The following is an 18,249-nucleotide window of genomic DNA, read 5'->3' on the forward strand; positions in this document are numbered from 1 at the left end:
TCCGGTCCTCATGGAGACTGAACTCGGCAGGGTGCGACGCTACGGCAGAGGGAGCGGGCGTGGTAGCGCAGATTCAAGGTTTCCTGAAATGTGCTTATTGAATGCACTCGCCGGGTGCTACATCATCGAGAGCAATCTGCGAAGTCTCAACATCGCTTTGTTTACTCAAAGAGAAATATAAGTTGCCTGAACATGAACATTCCCGCCAGCGTTCGCACCATATACTTCCTCGATTGACCTAATGCGATGTCGGCATAGTGCCGTCAGCAACAAGCGGAGATAGCAATGCAAAGTTCTGTCGAACTCATGGAGACTTTCTGGAAGGAAGTCTGGCAAACGCCCGATAACGTCGACGCAGTCGACAAGTTTGTCGCAGACGATTTTGTTCTCACAACCGGTGGGCGAGACATCATGGGTCGCGCCGCATTCAAGCGATGGATCCGGGAATTCCAGGCGCAAATAAGCGAACTTAAGTTCGACATTGTCCATACATTCCAGTCCGCGGACGGCACGCTAGTGTCCGCACGCTTCAAGATTACCGGCCTGAACAATGGCCTGTTGGGCTTTCCCGCGGACCAACGCCCGATCGAATTCACCGGCAATGCGATCTGGCATGTCGGCCCGCAAGGACGCTTCGTACGGAACTGGGTGGAGCGCTCAGCCTTCGAGATGTTCCGCGATCTGCAAGGCGAGTCGCACATGTATGACCCGTTCTCGGTTGCGCGACAATAAGGGGGACACCATGTCATTTTTTAAAACAGCGGACGACGTATCGCTGTTCTATAACGATTGGGGTACGGGAAGACCAGTCGTATTGATACACGGCTGGCCGCTCAACGCGGATTTCTGGGAGCCGCAATCCACCTATCTCGCGGCGAACGGCTATCGTGTCATTACCTACGACCGTCGCGGATTCGGCCGCTCCGATCAACCTTGGTCCGGTTACGACTACGATACGCTCACCGACGATCTCCACGCGTTGATGACGCATCTTGACCTTCATGCTGCGACGCTGGTCGGCTTTTCAATGGGCGGCGGTGAGGTCGCGCGATACCTGTCGCGCTATGGTGCTGCGCGGGTAGCCCAGGCCGTTTTGATATCGGCTGTCACGCCTTTGCTGAAGAAGAAGGACGACTATCCGGATGGCATCGATCAGTCCGTTTTTGACGGTTTGATAAAGGGAATCGAGAACGATCGTGCTGGCTTTCTCTCAGACTTTCGTAATGGCTTTTTCAACGGCAGTTCGCCTGATCGGGAGGTGTCGCGCGGTGTACTCGACTGGTACCTGATTGTCGCCGGTCAGGCATCGTTGCGGGCGACTGTGGCCTGCGCGCGTGCCTGGTCGGATACGGACTTCCGCGCGGACATGAGCGCGATGACGGTGCCCACACTCATCATGCACGGCAGCGCCGATGTCAACGTACCGCCTAAGATCACGGCGCACGTTGCAGCAAGGATGATTCCAACGTCCCGCTACATCGAATACGCGGGGAGCGGTCACGCCATAGGAATCACGGATCGCAATGAGGTGAACCGGGATCTTCTCGCGTTCCTTCAGGAAATACAGCACTAAATGCAGGCAACCGAATAACGGTCTTCTCGTTCGATTCGCGGTGCTCACTGGGTTCCGGACCACTCGCACCGCGTTCGTGAAAACGCGCTACGTTGGGGACGTATGTCCGTCAGAGCATCGCTTTGGATGATAGTTCACCTGCCAGAAGGAAGATGCAAGCAATGTTCAATCACGTAGTGGTTGGTTCCAACAACCTCGAAAAGCAACTCGATTCTACGACGCCGTGCTGGGCACGCTCGGCGTGAGCGAAGGTCACAACAGTGATAGCGAACGTTGCCGTCGTTATGTTTATCGTACCGGCACGGGGGCCTTCTTCGTCGCCTAGTCTCTCGATGGTTAGCTTGTTTGCCCGGCAAACGGTGGCATGATTGCCTCGACGAATATCCCACCTGTGCGTGGCCAGCGGGGGTCAGCCTGACCCTGTGGCCGATGCGTTCCGTAAGCTTACGCCCGCCCCATCTTGCAGTTATGCGATCTGCTGTGAAACCACCGAGGGCGTCAGGAATAGAACCAGAGCGGCAGCCGCCACCGTGCCAGACCTCGCCAACTCCAGGAGCGCCCGCAGTCGCCCGATTTCCAAAGTACCTACCTCGCAATTGGTCAATTGAACAAAATGGCTAACATATTAGATAACAAACGATAAGTATACTTAAGCATAATTGCTGCCTAGGATTGCATCGCAGGACGGCACCGGAGAGTAGGTGGAAGACGAGTTTTACCGTCACATCCGGTCATCTGCCTCGCTTGCGAGCAACTACTTGGAGATTATTATGTTTGGCTTCCTTCTCACACGGATTCTCGGCTGGTTCGAAAACGCCGAGCAACGTCGCAATGATGCGTACCTTGCGAGCGCGCGAGACCTGGCCGAACTCGAACGCCGCATGCGCTCAATGGAAAGATCCGATTGATGGAGGCTAAGTTTTCCGGTCATACGACCCACCTTCAACACCGAAATGAGCATCCTGCATGTGTCCACCCTATTCGATCCTATCGGGTCCACGCCGGGACGGAACATATAGCAAACTTCTATGTTTATCGCGAGGGAAAGCTATGTGCGTTCACTAAACCGAAACGCCACCAATTCGAGGCGGGCGTAACAAGAGTCGCCCTGGTGGCATCCATAACTCTTGTGATAGAACGCATTTTTCTACGATAAAGATATGTCTGCGCTCCGGATGGCTCCATCGGTGTCCGAACTCGCTGCCGTTGTCGAGCTCCACGGCACGTTCCGCATCCCGAGCAATGGTGAGCGACGCGACGGGTTCGAACTTCAATCTCCGCAACTGCCACGATCCGCGATGCGGGGGGCCGCGATGATGGCGGGGGGTTACATTCAAAACCTCCAAGACGCCTTCCGGCAGATCCGTGGCCGCGATGGCATCACGTAGCAATAAGGTGCTGCCCATTACGTTCGGTGCATGCTTCAGGACATCGATTCAGCTAACCGAGGAGTCTCGATGCGGTCCGGACGATTTCGTCGACGAACACATTGACCGCTGGGTGGTTACGCTCGCCGCGGCGATAAGCGACGTAGATTTTGCGGCGAACCTCCGGCGTCAGCTTGACCCATGTCACGCCGGCCGGCGAGCGCAGTACCCTTAGGCCGGGAATGATCGACACCGAGCAGCCAGAAGCCACCATCGCTTCGATCATCTCCGCTCCACGGCATTTCGCGTTTGTCCGTGGCTCGTATCCGGCACGGTGGCATAAATCGATGATGGAAGCTCCGAAGGTACTCCACGTCGATTCGATCGCCCATGTTTCGTGCCGAAGGTCGGCCACGCTCAGCGACGACCTTTTGCTCAGCGGATGGTCAGTCGCGACTGCCACGTACAGCACATCTTCTGCCAGTGGCACGACCTCGATCTTTTCCCGATTGTCGCCGGCAACGAGTGAAAGATCGTCAATCAAGCCGATATCCGCTCGCCACGACCGCAATGCGGCAACTCCGTCAATCGGCTCCAATTCTTCAATTTTGATCTCGAGGCGCGGATACGCGTCCCGCAATTCCTTGACCGTGTCCGGGAGTACAACTGCAGCGATCGACTGAAACGCGGCCACGCGCAACTCTCCTGCTATCACACGTCGTAGCTCTGCCAGTTCCGAGCGGGCCTCGTCCAGCACAGTCATCACCCGTTCGGCGTATCTCACCAATGCATGGCCGGCGGCGGTAAGCCTGACCCTGCGGCCGATGCGCTCCGTAAGCTTAACGCCCGCCTCATCTTCCAATTGTGCGATCTGCTGTGAAACCGCCGAGGGCGTCAGAAATAGAGCCTCTGCGGCTGCCGCCATCGTGCCGCACCTCTCCAGTTCCAGCAGCGCTCGCAGTCGCCCGACGTCCAAAGTGGGTACCTCGAAATTGGTCAATTGAACAAAATGGCTAACGTATTAGATAGCAAACGATAAGCACCGTACCGCGCACGCTGCAGACCGAAAAATTCCCGGCATCGTCGAGGATTTCCGGGTCGACGCCGCACACGCAAAACGCACCGGCTTTGATGGCGTCGAGCTTCACGCAGCAAATGGCTACCCTTCGATCAGTTCTGCATGACGGACCGAACCCGCGGACCGACCATTACGGCGGTTCGATCGAGAATCGCGCGGCCTGTTCACGTATGTCACCAAGCAACTCAACGTGCGAAACATCGCTTTCATTTTTGCGCGCGAGGCGCTGGATCGCGGTGACGATCACATTGGCCGTGACGCGCGGCGCATCTTAAACGGATGCCTACATTCTCAACGAAGGCTGGCCAAAGAGAGTGCGGAACTGGCCATCGAACGTGGCGAGCCGGACGCGGCGGCGTTTGGGCGCCCTTTTATCGCCAACCCCGATCTGGCGGGACACCTTCGACGCGGTTCGTCGCTCAATGCGGTCGTTCCGGAAACGATCGACACAGATTACGAAACCGACGGCAATGACCACCGGTTGCTCGATGAAGCTGTCTAAAGCCGACGCGTACTGACAGGCGTCGCAGCGACCGGCCTACCTGCACGGTATGTTCTTCGCCACGGGCATTTGTCGATGGCTTGCGCTCTGTTCGGTCAGGTTGTCGGTAATCAGTCTTTGCGCACGATGGTCTCCGGCTAGCGAAGCGTCCGTGCGACGGGATAAGGGCACCGCCAGCGCCGCAGTCATATCGGTATGGATCCTGTACCCTCGCCCACCCAAGGACCGCCGCCGATTTGCTTTCGTCTGAGTGCTTCCGGCCGGTTAAAGACGGGTGACATCGACTACAGCATCGGCAAATGCCTTTGGCGCTTCTTGCGGTAGGTTATGTCCGATGCCGCCACCGATGTTCCGGTGCGCATACTTGCCGGCAAACTTCTTCGCATACACAGCCGGCTCAGGATGCGGCGCCCCGTTGCCGTCGCCCTCCATGGTGATCGTCGGAACAGAAATGGTCGGCGCGTTCGCGAGGCGCGCTTCGAGCTCGTCGTATTGCGGTTCGCCCTTGACCAGGCCCAAGCGCCAGCGGTAGTTGTGAATCACCACCGCAACATGATCCGGATTGTTGAACGACTCCGCCGAACGGTCGAACGTCGCGTCGTCGAAATTCCATTTCGGCGACGCGGTATGCCAGATCAGCTTGTTGAAGTCGTGACGGTTGGCTTCATACCCCGCATAGCCACGCTCCGTGGCGAAATAGAACTGATACCACCACGCCAGTTCCGCCTTCGGCAGCAACGGCGTCCTGTTCGCCTCCTGGCTGCCGATCAGATAACCGCTGACAGACACTATCGCCTTGCATCGCTCCGGCCATAGTGCCGCAATGATATCCACCGTGCGCGCACCCCAGTCGAAGCCACCAAAGACCGCCTTGTCGATTTTCAATGCGTCCATCAGCGCGATGATGTCGACGGCAATCACAGCCTGCTGACCGTTGCGAGGTGTATCCGCCGACAGGAACCGTGTCGAACCATAGCCCCGCAGATACGGCGCGATGACCCGATAACCGGCGGCCGCAAGCAACGGCATGACTTCGGCAAAGCTATAGATATCGTAGGGCCAGCCGTGCAGCAGGATCACAACCGGTCCGTTCCGCGGCCCCGCTTCTGCATAACCCATGTTGAGCGTTCCGATGTCGACCTGCCGAATGGTGTCGAACGAAACGACACGTGTTGCCGCTTTCGTATTGGGTGACGTGCCGCTCGACTGCGCCTGCGCAAATCCGCTCAACCCCAGCTCCATCAAACTGATACCAGCAACTGTCGTCTCAAGCAGACGACGACGTCGAGTATTGATCTGGTCCGGCATCGCTGATTCTCCTCAAAAATAGCCACACAAGCGCAACTGGCTACACGCGTTGCCGCGCTTTGCCCGGAGTGCTGGCGTCAGCCAAGAGTGCTGCATAGGCACGTGAGCTGTTGGGTCTGAGCCCGGTCTCAGTGCGTCAGACTGTAGGCGACCCACGACGGCATCACTCACCTCTTTGCGTTTAGCGCAGTTGTCGGAAGCTCACGCGAACTTCTTCCGTGAACTCCTGCGGCTGTTCCCAGGCCGCAAAGTGCCCGCCCTTGGGGAGGCGATTATAGTGAATCAGCTTTGGATAAGCTTTTTCCGCCCAGCTTTGCGGGGCGGCGTAAATCTCATCTGGAAAGACACTGACGGCAACCGGGATTGCCACGTGCTTGGGAGCAAAGAAGTTGAGCTTGTTTTCCCAATACAGACGTGCCGAAGAGACTGCCGTGTTCGTGAGCCAATATAACGTGACGTTGTCGAGGACGTCGTCGCGCGAAATCCCTTCGGCCTGCCCGTCAAACACCCGGGCAATCAGTGCCTGGCTGGCGGCGTCGTGGTCCAGCATCCACGCGGCGAGGCCGACAGGTGAATCTTCAATCCCGTACAGCGTCTGCGGTCGGTTCGCCATTTCCAATGCATAGCCAAGGCCGTGCTTATAGAAATAGTCGAGTTGATCGAAGGCGTGCTTCTCGTCCGGTGAGAGGCCCGCTGGCGCCGGCTCGCCCAGTTTGAGTGCCTGTGCGATGTCGTCCGGTACCGTAGCCGGCATGTTGGTGTGGATGCCCAGCAATCCCGGTGGCGCCAGCAGGGCCATCTGCTCCGTAACAGCATTCCCCCAATCGCCGCCTTGCGCGACGTATCGCGTGTATCCAAGGCGCTCCATCAGCACAACCCAAGCGCGTGCGATGCGCTGAGGATCCCAGCCGGTCGATGTCGGTTTGCCCGAGAACCCGTAGCCCGGCAGCGACGGAATCACGACGTCGAAAGCGTCCGATGCATTTCCGCCATGGGCCGCCGGATTGGTCAACGGGCCTATGATCTTCAACTGCTCGATGATCGAACCGGGCCACCCATGCGTGACGATCATCGGCAACGCATTCTCATTTTTCGAACGAACGTGGATGAAATGAATGTCGAGCCCGTCGATCTCGGTGACGAATTGCGGCAGCGCATTCAGTCGTGCTTCAACTTTGCGCCAGTTGTAACCGGTCGCCCAATAACGTGCGAGTTTCTGTACGGTCGCGAGCTGCACGCCTTGCGACGCGTCGGTTACCGTTTCCCGCTCAGGCCACCTCGTTGCCTTGATGCGCCTTTTCAAATCGATGAGTTGCGCTTCCGGCGCGTCAATGCGAAGTCGCCGAATGGCGGTCTTTTCACCGCCGCTTGATTGCGCGATTTCAGTACTGGCTTGATTCGCTTCCGCGGAAGCGGTTCGACTGAATGAAACCGCAACGGCGGTGGCCGCTGCCACACCAAGAAAACGACGGCGCGCTGCGGTTTTGGAAGGAACATCTTTAGGCATACAGATTCCTGTTATCAACGATAGGTTGGAACAATTTATGTGCGCGAAAACCTTTCGTAACTTCTCCTGCTAGCACAACACCCGTGCCGATGAAAAAATTTAAACTTTTATATACGGATTCAGAAACATATATATCGGTCTTGGCTATTCTCATACTTGACAGATTTCGCTATCCCCCTCACGTCAAGTGCTGCTCCAAGACGCCAGGCTCGTGCCGGTCACTGCGCTGCCGGGCAGGCCTTGCACCTTCTGGAAGGCGCGCCATCTATTCACGGTGCACGCTAGTTTCCGTCATTCGCGTCGCCGCGACAAAAGCGATCGCATCGCGATGATGTATTGAAAACCTATTGGACTCTAAGTACGTAATTTCGCCGCTTGGTCGACGCAGTGAAAGTTTGCCCGCTCGCGACTTCCCGAACAGAAACATTCCGGCGACGGCTACCCCGGCTTTGCCGGGTGAATTGCCTTCAAGACCTCGCTGGTGAACCTGGGGTCGCCAAGTTCGATATCACCGGACAGTCGCACGGTAATCTCCTGCAGCAGCCAACCATTGCCGTCCGGATCGCTGAACGAAGCGTACGACGCATAACTTTGTCGTAGCGGATTCAGGCCGTTAACTACGGATTTGCCGTCAGCATGATGGAATACACCACCCGTGTCATGGAATGGCTCGCTAATCTCGACGCCACGACGAACCAGATCGTTGCGGGCTGCCTCAATGTCAGAGACGATAAGGTAGAGCCCCTGGACTGAACCGGGCGCGGCCCGCGTTATGTTCTTGCCGAACATGACCGAGCACCCGGAGCCGGGCGGCGTGAACTGGATCACGCGGTAGTCGTCTCCTGGATTGAAGTCGATATCAAGCCGCCAACCCAACTCGCTATAGAAGCGCTTGGCGCGATCGACGTCCGTGACAGGGATCACGACGATCTCGAGCTTCATGTCAAACGTGCCCGCTCCCGAGGTCTCAACTGGAATGTTGCTCATGCCTGACTCCTTAGAGGCGTTGACTGTCGGTTTCCCGTCCACTGCGTCGGGGATCTCAAAGCACACAATAGGCGAAAACACGATGTGGCAATACAACGCGCGAAGACACAATCTTTCAGATTGATGCCTATATCAACACAGCAGGGTAGCCGCTATTGCACTCGTGGTTTTTTGCAAACCTTGACGTTTGCGTGACGTGATCGAGATGACGCCAACCCGGGCTGATTTCACTCCTCGCACAACAAGCGTCGATCGGCCTGGCCGGTGAGTTGAAAAGAAGTGGCTGCCGAAGAATGGCAATCGGCAAGCTCCTTCTGAACCCGTTTATAGCCAATACCAATGATCTAATACTTAATACCAACGTGTTGTCGACGGGCCAGGTAATGATGTGTAGTCTTCATGCAGAGCGTGAGCCGGATGCCGACCATTGCCTCTTGCTGAGGGGCGCCATGTCGGCCGGACGATCCTGTCGGGACCCAATTTTTCGTTCCAAATGGATTCGCAAAATCTAGATCATATTGGCTTGCTATTGACTGGGAGAACCCATCATGAAACCAGTGCGGCTAATGGCAATGCTGACGGCCTTCGGGTTCCTTGCCTGCGTCATTTCTAATGCTGCGGGCCAACCGACGGGCGCTGCCATTGGTCAAATGGTGCAATCGGGAACAAGTGCGAATCAGGAGTTCAAAATTACACGCGTTAGCCCGGAATACTGGCGCGTTACTATTGACCATCCCCCGTTTAATATCTTCGGCCCGGAATCCATCCCGATGCTCAATAGCGTCATCACGCAGATAGAGAGCGATCCCCACCTGAAGGTAGTCGTATTCGACAGTGCGGTACCCGGATTTTTTCTAACTCACTACGATTTCGCCCCGCCACTCGAAGCTACTACGAGCTTGCCCGCCGGCCCTACCGGCCTGCCGCCCCTGCCCGACATGCTTGTCCGCTTGAGCCGCTCTTCCGTAGTGACGATTGCCATGATACGCGGCCGCGCTACTGGCGTCGGCAGTGAACTCGCTCTCGCGTGCGACATGCGTTTTGCGAGCCGCGAAAAAGCGGAGCTGTCGCAGTTCGAAATTGGCGCCGGCTTTACGCCGGGTGGCGGCCCGATGTCACGACTTCCGCGCCTAATGGGCCGAGGCCGCGCCCTGGAAATTCTGCTAGGCGGCAATGACATTAACGGTGACGTTGCCGAGCGCTACGGCTATGTCAATCGCGCCCTGCCGGATGCTCTACTGGACAAGTTCGTGGACAAGTTGGCGCGCCGGATTGCTTCCTTCGACAAACAGTCCCTTGCCGATATCAAGCACTTGGTCAATGCTTCCACTCTACCTTCCGACCAGGAACTCGGTGCGGAATGGACTGCGTTCATCACCTCGGTTCAGCGTCCGGCGGCACAGCGCAATATCAAGAAATTGATGGAACTCGGGCTGCAAAAAAATCTCGACGTGGAAACGGATCTGGCCAGATACACGGGCATAGTCAATCGGTCGGATAAATAGAACGGCAGACACGGTCACCGCACGTCATTGCAAAACAGGATAAAAATCTTACTGTATTGAGCTTTGTGAGAGCACTTCATTCTATAGAATTCAGTACAGAAGCCTTCGTTTTAAAGGAATGCTCAGTACGACCGTGAGGATGATGATGGCAAAAGCTTATTGGGTAGTGTCATATCGCAAGGTGATGGAGCCGGAGAAACTTGCCGAGTATTCGAAATTGGCCACGTCGGCCATTGCAAATGGCGGCGGCCGCATTCTGGCTCGCGGCGTGGCAGCATTTGCTCACGGGGCAGGCGTGGTTGAACGCACCGTTCTGACGGAATTCGACGGTCTTCAGCAAGCAATGTCCACGTTCGAAAGCGAAGAGTATCAGGCTGCGTTGAAGGTTCTCGATAACGCCGTGGAGCGAGATTTCCGGATCGTCCAAGGCTCGGAATAGCACCGCTTTGCAACGGTGCGCTCGCATCCATCTCCGTCGTCGCGTCGCTGACTGAGTCAAAACAGCAAACCCCTCGCACTATTCGCCGTTCTTTCCGGCAGGGGCCGAATGAGGTCCAACGCTCCCCCTCCGTCATTCGCGAGACGGCGAACCCATGGATGGGTTTCGTTGAGTGCACGGCTAGGTGAGAAAAATCTGACTAGGGATCGCGCACCATCGCGAGCGCGATTCGCGCAAACTATCTTCAAACGTCGGTGACCCGAGTCGCTTTTGCAAGCTCGGAACAAATCATTTTCCACCATGTCAGTTTGCGCCGCCAATGCTCGAGATTAAAGTGACGATGCCAGGCGGCGGCCGGCCTGACACACGCAACCTGAGACGCACAAGGCTCACTCGCTTTTCCGTCATTGTTATTTTGGCAAATTCGCGGCTCTCTTGCAGCACCACACGGAGTACTCATGAAATCCTCACTTATCTCGGCATCACTCTGTATCGCCTCTGCGACGTCCGCGGTTGCACACGCACAGGAGCCGCAACCGCCCATGGCCCACTACTCGCTCCCGCTCGAGGTAGCACTCGACGCTGCCAAAGAAGCCATCCGGGTTTGTGAGGCGAAGCATTTTTGGGTGACGGCTACCGTAGTCGATATGGATGGCATACCACAGGTCGTCCTGCGCGGCGATCGGAGCACGGTGCATACTGGCGAATCCAGCTTCCGCAAAGCCTTCACGGTCGTGACACTGGGACCGGAATTTGGATTTGACAGGTCGAGCGGATTTTTCGAGCTGATGAAAACAAGCCCATTCGCACCCCAGCTTGCAACCGTACACAATGTCATGGCGCTTCCTGGTGCAGTGGCATTCAAGATAAATGGAGAAATGGTCGGTGCGCTGGGAATTGGTGGGGCACCCGGTGGGGATAAAGACGAAATCTGCGCGGAAGCCGGCGTCGCCAAAGTGTCCGAGCGTCTGCGCGTAAAATAGGCAACAGCCACTCTTGCCATCTCCCCCTGCTCAAAGTAGTGTGTGTCCAGTAGCAGCATTTTCGTGCTGCCGGACGTGATGGTTCGCGACGACACCGCGGCAAGCTGGTTAGAAATAAAATCTGGCAGAACGGCATGATCGCTCTGCCAGATTTCACCATCATTGATCACGCGATACGTAAAAGGCGCAGCACACTTTTCAAGACAGCCAACCTGGAGAGTCGCCCTACTAGTGCGCGATCGCGCATGACGGAGTTGCTTCCAGAAGAACTACAGTGTCGCCGTTGATGCTGGCTTCTGCTGTGCCCATCTGCCGAGAATGGCACAAGCAATGAGTAGCGCACCAGTTACGAAGAACACATATCGCATTCCAAAATGAACGCCGATCACACCACCGATAAGCGGACCGATGACCTGGCCCGCGTATTGAGCGGACTGCAGATAACCCAGCATTTTCCCGGATTTCTGCTCGTTCACCGTACCGCGGACAAGTTTTGCGATCGACGGCAACAAGCCCGCAAGTGTCATTCCCATCAGTCCGCGCAGCGCTGCTAACTGCCACCATTCTTTGACAAAGGCTTGCGGAATCATCACTACAGCGGTGGCGACAAGACAGCCAATAATCACATTCCATCCACCTATGCGGTCCGCTAGTGCGCCAAGGCGGGCAGCCATGATCATGCTGCCAAACGCGGAACACGCCATCACGATGCCGGCGACCGTCGCGAGCCTGTTATGCGCGACGCCCAACTGCGCGATGTAGACTGTAATGATTGGCTCAATCGACATATTCGAAAGCAGTACCATCATTGCCGTAATCAGCAGCGCCGCAAGCACTGCGTAATTGTGATTCGTATTCTGCGCGCTCGATTGCACCTGCTTCGTTTTCGTTTCGGGCCGTTTGCTAAAATCTTCCCGAACAAGGGTTATCGTCAGCACGGCGGCGAGGGCGATCATGCCACCACCGGCGAAAAAAGATCCCCGAATGCCGATCAGGTTTGGCAGCACGCCGCCAATCAGCGGCCCTACCAGGTTTCCAGCAAGCACGCCCGTGGAGAGCACACCAAGCGCCCACCCCGCACGCTCGGGTGGCACCTGAGTGCCAATCATCACGATAGCGGCCGACGCGTATCCTCCGATCAGCCCGGCCGCAAATCTCAGCGCTACGAGCTCATACACGTTATGTGCCAAACCTATAGTTGACATCACAACTGCCATACCGACTGCGGCACGAATAAGCATTGGCTTCCGTCCATACCGGTCGGCTAACTGGCCCCAGATTGGAGCAGTGACAGCGGTTCCCAGGAAAGTTACGCCGAACGCCACCCCTGACCACTGCACAACGGCAGCGGTCGAAGTTACGCCGAGCTGTTGAACATAGAGAGGAAGAAATGGAAGTAGCATGCTCAGGCTCACCAGCGTCGTGAATGACCCGAATACACAGATGGCAAGATTCCTTCGCCAATACTGCGCGTTGCGCGCGGCATATGTTGCTCTTTCCGCGCCCTGCCCTGATCCAGGGAATGCGTTGGTGCTGTTTTCCATTTCGTGCCTACCTACTTGATTTAAGTCGGAACTTATTATAGATCGCACACTTAGCGAAAATGAGGCGAGTTTATTTACACCACGGAAAATGTATCTTGACTGATGAAGCAATAAATTAATCGCCGACAGGTACCGCCTGCCAGCTGGGGGCAGCCCGAAATCGAAGAGAACGATCCGATTAATTCCATCGAAAGCGGAATCAATGATGTTTGCGACGTCGACCTCGCTCGTGCAGTGCAAGGGCGGAAAACCGTCTGATTGTCTTTTTGCCACAGCGCGATAATCTTGATGTATTGCGTATAAGTCATCCCTAACTCCTCAAGGATCGACTTGTACGGCTTTCCAAAAGCAAGATCGGCGCAGTACACGGCGAAGCACAAAAAGTTCAGACCAGTTGATGTATGCTGGGTCCGCACTGGTGCTAGTGTTCATCTGAGCCGCGGCCTGAAACCCGCGCCCAATTGAGACATCACAGCGCACACGTCTCTGACTCGACCCGACATGTCAAGGTCGAAGCCATCGGCGTACACGCCGGAGTCGAGAGCCAGATCACCTATGCGATATCGTCAGGTGTTCTAACTCGATGGGAGTCGTCCACCCCTTTTTTCTTTCGCCAGAAGTCAGAGTGCAGTGAGATCCATACCGCTACTTACAGGGTGGTCAATGACTCAAGGTCCATTGCGCTCTTCGCCGAGACTCCGCCTTCGCCGTCACTCTCTACGACGCCAAAGAGATGCTGAGCCATGAAGTCGACAAACGCTCTCACTTTAGGTGCGAGATGGCGGCTCGACGGCCATACCGCCCGGACCTCTTCAGAGTGAACCATGAAGTTATCCAGAACTTTCACCAAAGATCCGTCGGCGATCTGACGCCGAACCGCGAAGTCCGGCAAGCACGATATGCCGGCCCCGCATTCGACAAACTGGATCAGCGCCTCCAGTTTGCTTGCCACTGCTGCAACGGGCACTCCAAACTCGCCCGACCCCGCGATGAGAGGCCAGGTTTGGAGCTTACCGGTTGAGGGACATTTATAATGCATGCATACGTGATCAAGCAAATCTGCCGGTTTTTCCGGCACCCCCGCAACCGCGAAATAGGACGGCTTTCCAACTACGATGAGCCTATACGATCCCAAATACTTCGAAACCAATCTTGAGTCGGCGCCTTGCCCCGCTCGTATGACGACATCGTAACCGCCCTCGATTATGTCCACGACGCAGTCGTTGAAATCGAGGTCCAACTCGATCTCCGGAAACCGGTTCATGAAGTATTTAAGAAGGGGAACAAACGGCGTGCCTGGCAAAGACATACTTACTTTCAGCCTACCGCTCGGCTCTCGCCCTCTCTGTGCAAACTTGAGTTCGATCGACTCCAGTTCGACGACAATCTTCCGGCAGCTTTCCAGGAGAAGCTCGCCTTCCTGAGTCAAAGCGACATTGCGAGTACTGCGATGAAATAGGCGTACCGACATACGGTCCTCAAGCCGTGCGATAGCTTTTCCGATGGCAGAGGATGAGAGGCCGAGCTTACGCGCGGCAAGGGTAAAACTCCCTGTTTCCGCCGCATGCACGAAAGCACTCAATGCGCTAAGGCTGTCCACTAAAGTCTTACCCCACCATAATTCATTGATCGTTCATATTCAGGCATCGATTGTAACGCGATATCTGAGGACACTGCAGCGCCGCCGAACGCAATATGTCTGCCAATCATAAGGCGAACTACGTTCAGGAATTCTCTCTTAGGAGCTGACCATTGCTTCTCGACGAGACCTTCAGACGAGAACTTCCTGTTCGCATTTACACAAGCTTATATCTGCGGAAACTCCGACGTTCAAAGCGACGCTAGTGATGAGCGGCGGACAAGGAATACGTGCGCCCCCACCTCCGCTCACCTGAAAGGCAATCATAAATTGTGTCGACGCTGGAAAACGGTACTTTGAGAGATCAAATACCAACGTTCTAGGCATGTTCCGCCCGAAATAGCGTAGATCCAGCGTACCGAGCAGCTCGTGTTCCGAGCTGTATGCATATCCAGTTGCGGCGACCGGGTAAGGAGAATCTGCCTGCATCGTCACCGACAGAGCGAGGTCGGTTATATGACGATTTCCGTAATGCTTCGACGGAAAGAAAACAGGGCCGCCGAAATCGACATTCCAGTCCGCAAGACAAATGAGACAACTTTCGAACGCGGCCCAAAACGTTTCATTGCACTCCACAGCGTGGATAAAGGTGGGATCGCTTTCGACAAGGCGCGTCTGTATACCTCGCGATAATGATCCGTCTTGACCTTGTATTGGGAAAAAGATGGGTGGAAACCGAACGTGTTCGATGTCGCTCATAAAGACCTGGTAAGATGCTAAATGCAAATAGAATCGACCCGAATTTCCGGTTTACCGGATAGAACGCCCTCTACCAAATCGGCTCTTCTCGTTGCCTCGCACGCAAACAGCGTCCTTAAATGTTAATGATTGCCTGATCGACCGTCTGTTGAGTCTTAATTGTTTGGGCGTTGGCTTGATAGTTCCGTTGGGCGGTAATGAGATCGACGAGTTGGGTCGTCAGCTCCACATTGGACTGCTCAAGGGTGCTTCCTAACAGCGTGCCGTGATCGGTCGTGCCAGGCGCGTCAATCTGTGCCTGACCAGAATCCTGAGTCTGTTCATACAAGTTATTACCGAGATCAACAAGCCCATTCGGATTTTTGAATGAAGCCAGTGCAACCTGAGCCACCGTCTGCACAACGCCGTTCGAATAAATGCCGCTAATCTTGCCATCCGCTCCCACAGAAAATTGCTTGAGCGTTCCAGCAGCACACCCATCTGCAGTGGCATTCGTCGGCGTGTCCGGCGTTCCATACTGCGTTCCGTACTGCGTAGTTCCACCAAGGTCCACATTAATGACTTGCGGCGAAACGCTACCGTCGCTGGGCAACATATTGAACGAGAAGCTGCTGGCGCCTGTGAGAGTTCCTGATGAATTGAAATTGACCGTACCAAGCATGGTAAAGCTGCTTCCAGCCCCCGTACCGACAGGCGTTGCCGCATCGGACATGCCGATGTACGCGTCCCATTGGCCGGCTGCGGCATCCTTAACGAGGTAGATATTCGCGGTGTGTTCTTGGCCTTGGGAATCGTAAACGGTAACCCCGGTCGTGGTGTTATAGCTTAGAGGCTTTGTCGGATCGAATGGGGTCACAGTGGGAGCCGTGTCGGTCGGGCTCAGATTAAACGACACCTGAGCGTTCGCCGTGGGCTGCGGCGGCACGTTAGCAACGCCGCCAAGCGAGAGCGGAGCCGTCTTTGACGTATCGATGACACCGTTCGCATCGGCTAGATATCCCATCAACGGTTGATTCTCCGCGTTGACGATGACGTTGGTATTTGACGTATGGAACTCTCCGTCGCGAGAATAAGCTAGCGAGCCGTGATTCAAAATCTGAAAGAAACCGTTACCATCGATCGCCATGTCCAGAGGCTGGCTCGTCGCAGTGAGGCTTCCACTCGAGAAGTCCTGCTGGACCGTCGCCATCGTCACGCCAATGCCAATCTGATTGTTGGAGACACCATATATGGAATTGGCATACAGATCCGCGAACTCCGCTCGGCCCTCTTTGAATCCAACGGTATTCGAATTCGCGATGTTGTTGCCGATCACGTCGAGGTCATTTGACGCCGCCTGCAAACCACTCAACCCAGTTTGATATCCCATGTCAATCCTCGCGCTCAGTTGGCTATTCGTATAGGTCAATGAAGCAATTGTCCCGATTTTCACGGCTAATTTAGGTATGCTTTCGGAACATGTGGCGCGATTCTACAGGCGCGCGTCGTCGGCCATTTGATCTTTACTTTCCAAACACTGAGGAAGTTTTGTCGTCAAAGTGAGTCAGGACGAACGAAAGCGGAATACGAGCTATCGAACCGATTTCAACGGTCAAGCCGCATGGTTTTAGACGCATACGATCACTTAGCGGAGATGGCCATCGCGCCGTCGCCCAGCAGACGCTCGGTGAAGATCTGTTGTTTTGGGCAGTACCAAGAAGATGGTCGCGGGCGTATTGCACTGACATGTGTCGTCTCACTCACCACAGCCAGAAGAATAGTTGCAAGTGGCGCGAAGCAAGGAGTGCTACGAGGAAATAAGATCGATTCTATGCACAGTGACCTTGTCACACGGTGAATCTGGCAGAATTCGGCGCACAGCGTTAGTGCGCCGAAAACCGATGTCCACCGGCGGCCACACCGGCGACGATCACGTTAACTGCTGACCTGCAAAGCGCTGCAATTGCCGGATACTTTCATTCAACTCGCTCACCAGTTGAGAGAAAAGTTCCGCTGCCGGCAAGAACCTTGCGAGCGCCGCTACCTGACCAGCCCATTGCGCGCCGTAACCGAATTCGCCCTTCGCTTTGGCTGCGGCATGCAGGGCTTTCCCTGCATCATAGGCAATAGGATACGCGGGTGGTTGAGGCGATCGCGGGTCGTTGCCGAGGTCGGTGAAACGGTTGCTAATACTTCTCGCAAGCCGGCCGGAGATTGCCGCCGTGAGGGTCGTGTGTCGAGCAGATTCACTGAGAATTGCGCGGCGATACCCTTCGTCGATCGATGTTTCGGGGCACGCAACAAAAGCCGTTCCGAGCTGCGCGGCCTGAGCGCCGAGCGCCAGCGCCGCTGCGACGCCTGCGCCGTCCATGATCCCGCCGGCCGCGATCACCGGCAACTGGAATTCTTCAGCCAGCAGCCGGGTAAGCGCAAACGTACCTAACTGATCATCCGGCGCCCCCGGATCAAAGACGCCTCGATGACCGCCGGCCTCAATGCCTTGCGCAACAATGGCGTCGACGCCTGCCGCCGCAACCTCTGCAGCCTCCTTAAGGTTTGTCGCAGAGGCCATGAGCTTAATCCCCGCCTTTTTTAGAGCATCGATAGTGGCAGACGACGGCAACCCGAAGTGGAAACTGACCACCGCCGGTTTCTCCTCGAGTAAAACCTCGAGCATCGCCGGGTCCGCAAGGAAACTGATATAGATCTCCGATAGCAAGGCAGGCGGCAGCGTACCAAATTTTTCGAACTCCGGAGAAAGCCAGTCTAGCCAGCGCTGCTCAACCATTCGGTCAGCCGTCGCAGGGTCATGACAGAAGACGTTGATGTTAAACGGCCTAGCCGTCAATGCGCGTGTTTCCCTAATCACCTTGCGGGCGCCTTCCGAGTTCATGGCGCCGACACCCAATGAACCCAGGCCACCTGCGTTAGATACTGCTGCGGCCAGCGCAGGAGTACTCACGCCGGCCATCGGCGCGAGAATGATTGGAACCTCGATACCAATCAAGCGCAACAACGCGTGATCATCAATCCGATTAGGCATGTTTCGTCCTCTTCAAATGCAATTAACTACACATGCCGGCAGCTTCACCTGCATTGGGGCAGAGATGCCATGACAACGCTAGTCGAAGATCGGCGG

Annotated in this window: 17 protein-coding genes and 1 pseudogene; 7 read left to right on the forward strand and 11 right to left on the reverse strand. The window is 55.8% G+C overall.

Features of this window, described 5'->3' with window-relative positions; all coding sequences use genetic code 11:
• The first annotated feature begins 285 nt into the window (after positions 1-285).
• Together KHO30_RS15330 and KHO30_RS15335 are read left to right on the forward strand one after the other, a co-directional pair.
• Positions 286-732, forward strand: coding sequence for an ester cyclase (locus KHO30_RS15330; RefSeq protein WP_211701471.1), 447 nt, complete (start codon positions 286-288; stop codon positions 730-732).
• Positions 733-742: 10 nt separating this feature from the next.
• A complete protein-coding gene (locus tag KHO30_RS15335) occupies positions 743-1,573 on the forward strand; it encodes an alpha/beta fold hydrolase (protein ID WP_211701828.1) in 831 nt (276 codons plus the stop codon).
• Between the two features lie 466 nt (positions 1,574-2,039).
• Here KHO30_RS15335 and KHO30_RS39740 read toward each other — a convergent pair whose 3' ends face one another.
• Complete coding sequence (locus tag KHO30_RS39740; RefSeq protein WP_244864085.1) at positions 2,040-2,102, reverse strand: hypothetical protein; 63 nt, start codon at positions 2,100-2,102, stop codon at positions 2,040-2,042.
• A gap of 172 nt (positions 2,103-2,274) precedes the next feature.
• Between KHO30_RS39740 and KHO30_RS15345 the strand changes: the two genes are divergently transcribed.
• Positions 2,275-2,481: a DUF3563 family protein gene (locus tag KHO30_RS15345; protein WP_244864042.1), complete on the forward strand. Its 207-nt coding sequence runs from the start codon at positions 2,275-2,277 to the stop codon at positions 2,479-2,481.
• 532 nt (positions 2,482-3,013) lie between these two features.
• Here the strand turns inward: KHO30_RS15345 and KHO30_RS15350 are convergent.
• Positions 3,014-3,940 (reverse strand): LysR family transcriptional regulator, encoded by a 927-nt coding sequence (locus KHO30_RS15350; protein WP_342345962.1) that lies wholly within the window; start codon positions 3,938-3,940, stop codon positions 3,014-3,016.
• 268 nt (positions 3,941-4,208) lie between these two features.
• Between KHO30_RS15350 and KHO30_RS39265 the strand changes: the two genes are divergently transcribed.
• Positions 4,209-4,520 (forward strand): beta/alpha barrel domain-containing protein, encoded by a 312-nt coding sequence (locus tag KHO30_RS39265; protein ID WP_244864044.1) that lies wholly within the window; start codon positions 4,209-4,211, stop codon positions 4,518-4,520.
• 264 nt (positions 4,521-4,784) lie between these two features.
• Here the strand turns inward: KHO30_RS39265 and KHO30_RS15360 are convergent, their stop codons facing one another.
• The 3 genes from KHO30_RS15360 to KHO30_RS15370 all read right to left on the reverse strand — a co-directional run bounded on the left by KHO30_RS15360 (position 4,785) and on the right by KHO30_RS15370 (position 8,322).
• Positions 4,785-5,828, reverse strand: a complete 1,044-nt coding sequence (locus KHO30_RS15360; protein WP_211701472.1) for an alpha/beta fold hydrolase — start codon at positions 5,826-5,828, stop codon at positions 4,785-4,787.
• Between the two features lie 181 nt (positions 5,829-6,009).
• Positions 6,010-7,335 carry an epoxide hydrolase family protein gene (locus KHO30_RS15365; RefSeq protein ID WP_211701473.1) on the reverse strand — a complete coding sequence of 442 codons (1,326 nt, stop codon included), beginning with the start codon at positions 7,333-7,335 and terminating at the stop codon, positions 6,010-6,012.
• Between the two features lie 438 nt (positions 7,336-7,773).
• Entirely contained in the window at positions 7,774-8,322 is a 549-nt protein-coding gene (locus KHO30_RS15370; protein WP_211701474.1) for a VOC family protein, read from the reverse strand.
• 650 nt (positions 8,323-8,972) lie between these two features.
• On the opposite strand from KHO30_RS15370, the gene KHO30_RS15375 reads away from it, so the two are divergent.
• The 3 genes from KHO30_RS15375 to KHO30_RS15385 all read left to right on the forward strand — a co-directional run bounded on the left by KHO30_RS15375 (position 8,973) and on the right by KHO30_RS15385 (position 11,249).
• Positions 8,973-9,827 carry an enoyl-CoA hydratase/isomerase family protein gene (locus KHO30_RS15375; protein WP_211701831.1) on the forward strand — a complete coding sequence of 285 codons (855 nt, stop codon included), beginning with the start codon at positions 8,973-8,975 and terminating at the stop codon, positions 9,825-9,827.
• A 139-nt stretch (positions 9,828-9,966) separates the two neighbouring features.
• A complete protein-coding gene (locus tag KHO30_RS15380) occupies positions 9,967-10,266 on the forward strand; it encodes a DUF1330 domain-containing protein (RefSeq protein ID WP_342345967.1) in 300 nt (99 codons plus the stop codon).
• A gap of 458 nt (positions 10,267-10,724) precedes the next feature.
• Positions 10,725-11,249, forward strand: coding sequence for a GlcG/HbpS family heme-binding protein (locus tag KHO30_RS15385; protein WP_211701475.1), 525 nt, complete (start codon positions 10,725-10,727; stop codon positions 11,247-11,249).
• A 269-nt stretch (positions 11,250-11,518) separates the two neighbouring features.
• Here the strand turns inward: KHO30_RS15385 and KHO30_RS15390 are convergent, their stop codons facing one another.
• The 6 genes and pseudogenes from KHO30_RS15390 to KHO30_RS15410 all read right to left on the reverse strand — a co-directional run bounded on the left by KHO30_RS15390 (position 11,519) and on the right by KHO30_RS15410 (position 18,153).
• Positions 11,519-12,793, reverse strand: coding sequence for an MFS transporter (locus tag KHO30_RS15390; protein WP_211701476.1), 1,275 nt, complete (start codon positions 12,791-12,793; stop codon positions 11,519-11,521).
• A gap of 248 nt (positions 12,794-13,041) precedes the next feature.
• Positions 13,042-13,209, reverse strand: a pseudogene (locus tag KHO30_RS39270) (MarR family transcriptional regulator); the annotation flags it as partial.
• Between the two features lie 233 nt (positions 13,210-13,442).
• On the reverse strand, positions 13,443-14,375 hold the full coding sequence (locus tag KHO30_RS15395; protein ID WP_244864045.1) for a LysR family transcriptional regulator: 933 nt from the start codon (positions 14,373-14,375) through the stop codon (positions 13,443-13,445).
• Positions 14,376-14,564: 189 nt separating this feature from the next.
• Positions 14,565-15,131, reverse strand: a complete 567-nt coding sequence (locus tag KHO30_RS15400; RefSeq protein WP_211701478.1) for a hypothetical protein — start codon at positions 15,129-15,131, stop codon at positions 14,565-14,567.
• 115 nt (positions 15,132-15,246) lie between these two features.
• A complete protein-coding gene (gene flgE / locus KHO30_RS15405) occupies positions 15,247-16,500 on the reverse strand; it encodes a flagellar hook protein FlgE (RefSeq protein ID WP_211701479.1) in 1,254 nt (417 codons plus the stop codon).
• Positions 16,501-17,040: 540 nt separating this feature from the next.
• A complete protein-coding gene (locus tag KHO30_RS15410; RefSeq protein WP_211701480.1) occupies positions 17,041-18,153 on the reverse strand; it encodes an NAD(P)H-dependent flavin oxidoreductase in 1,113 nt (370 codons plus the stop codon).
• Positions 18,154-18,249: the final 96 nt, after the last annotated feature.

Source organism: Paraburkholderia aspalathi (assembly GCF_905220735.1).
Lineage (GTDB): Bacteria > Pseudomonadota > Gammaproteobacteria > Burkholderiales > Burkholderiaceae > Paraburkholderia > Paraburkholderia aspalathi.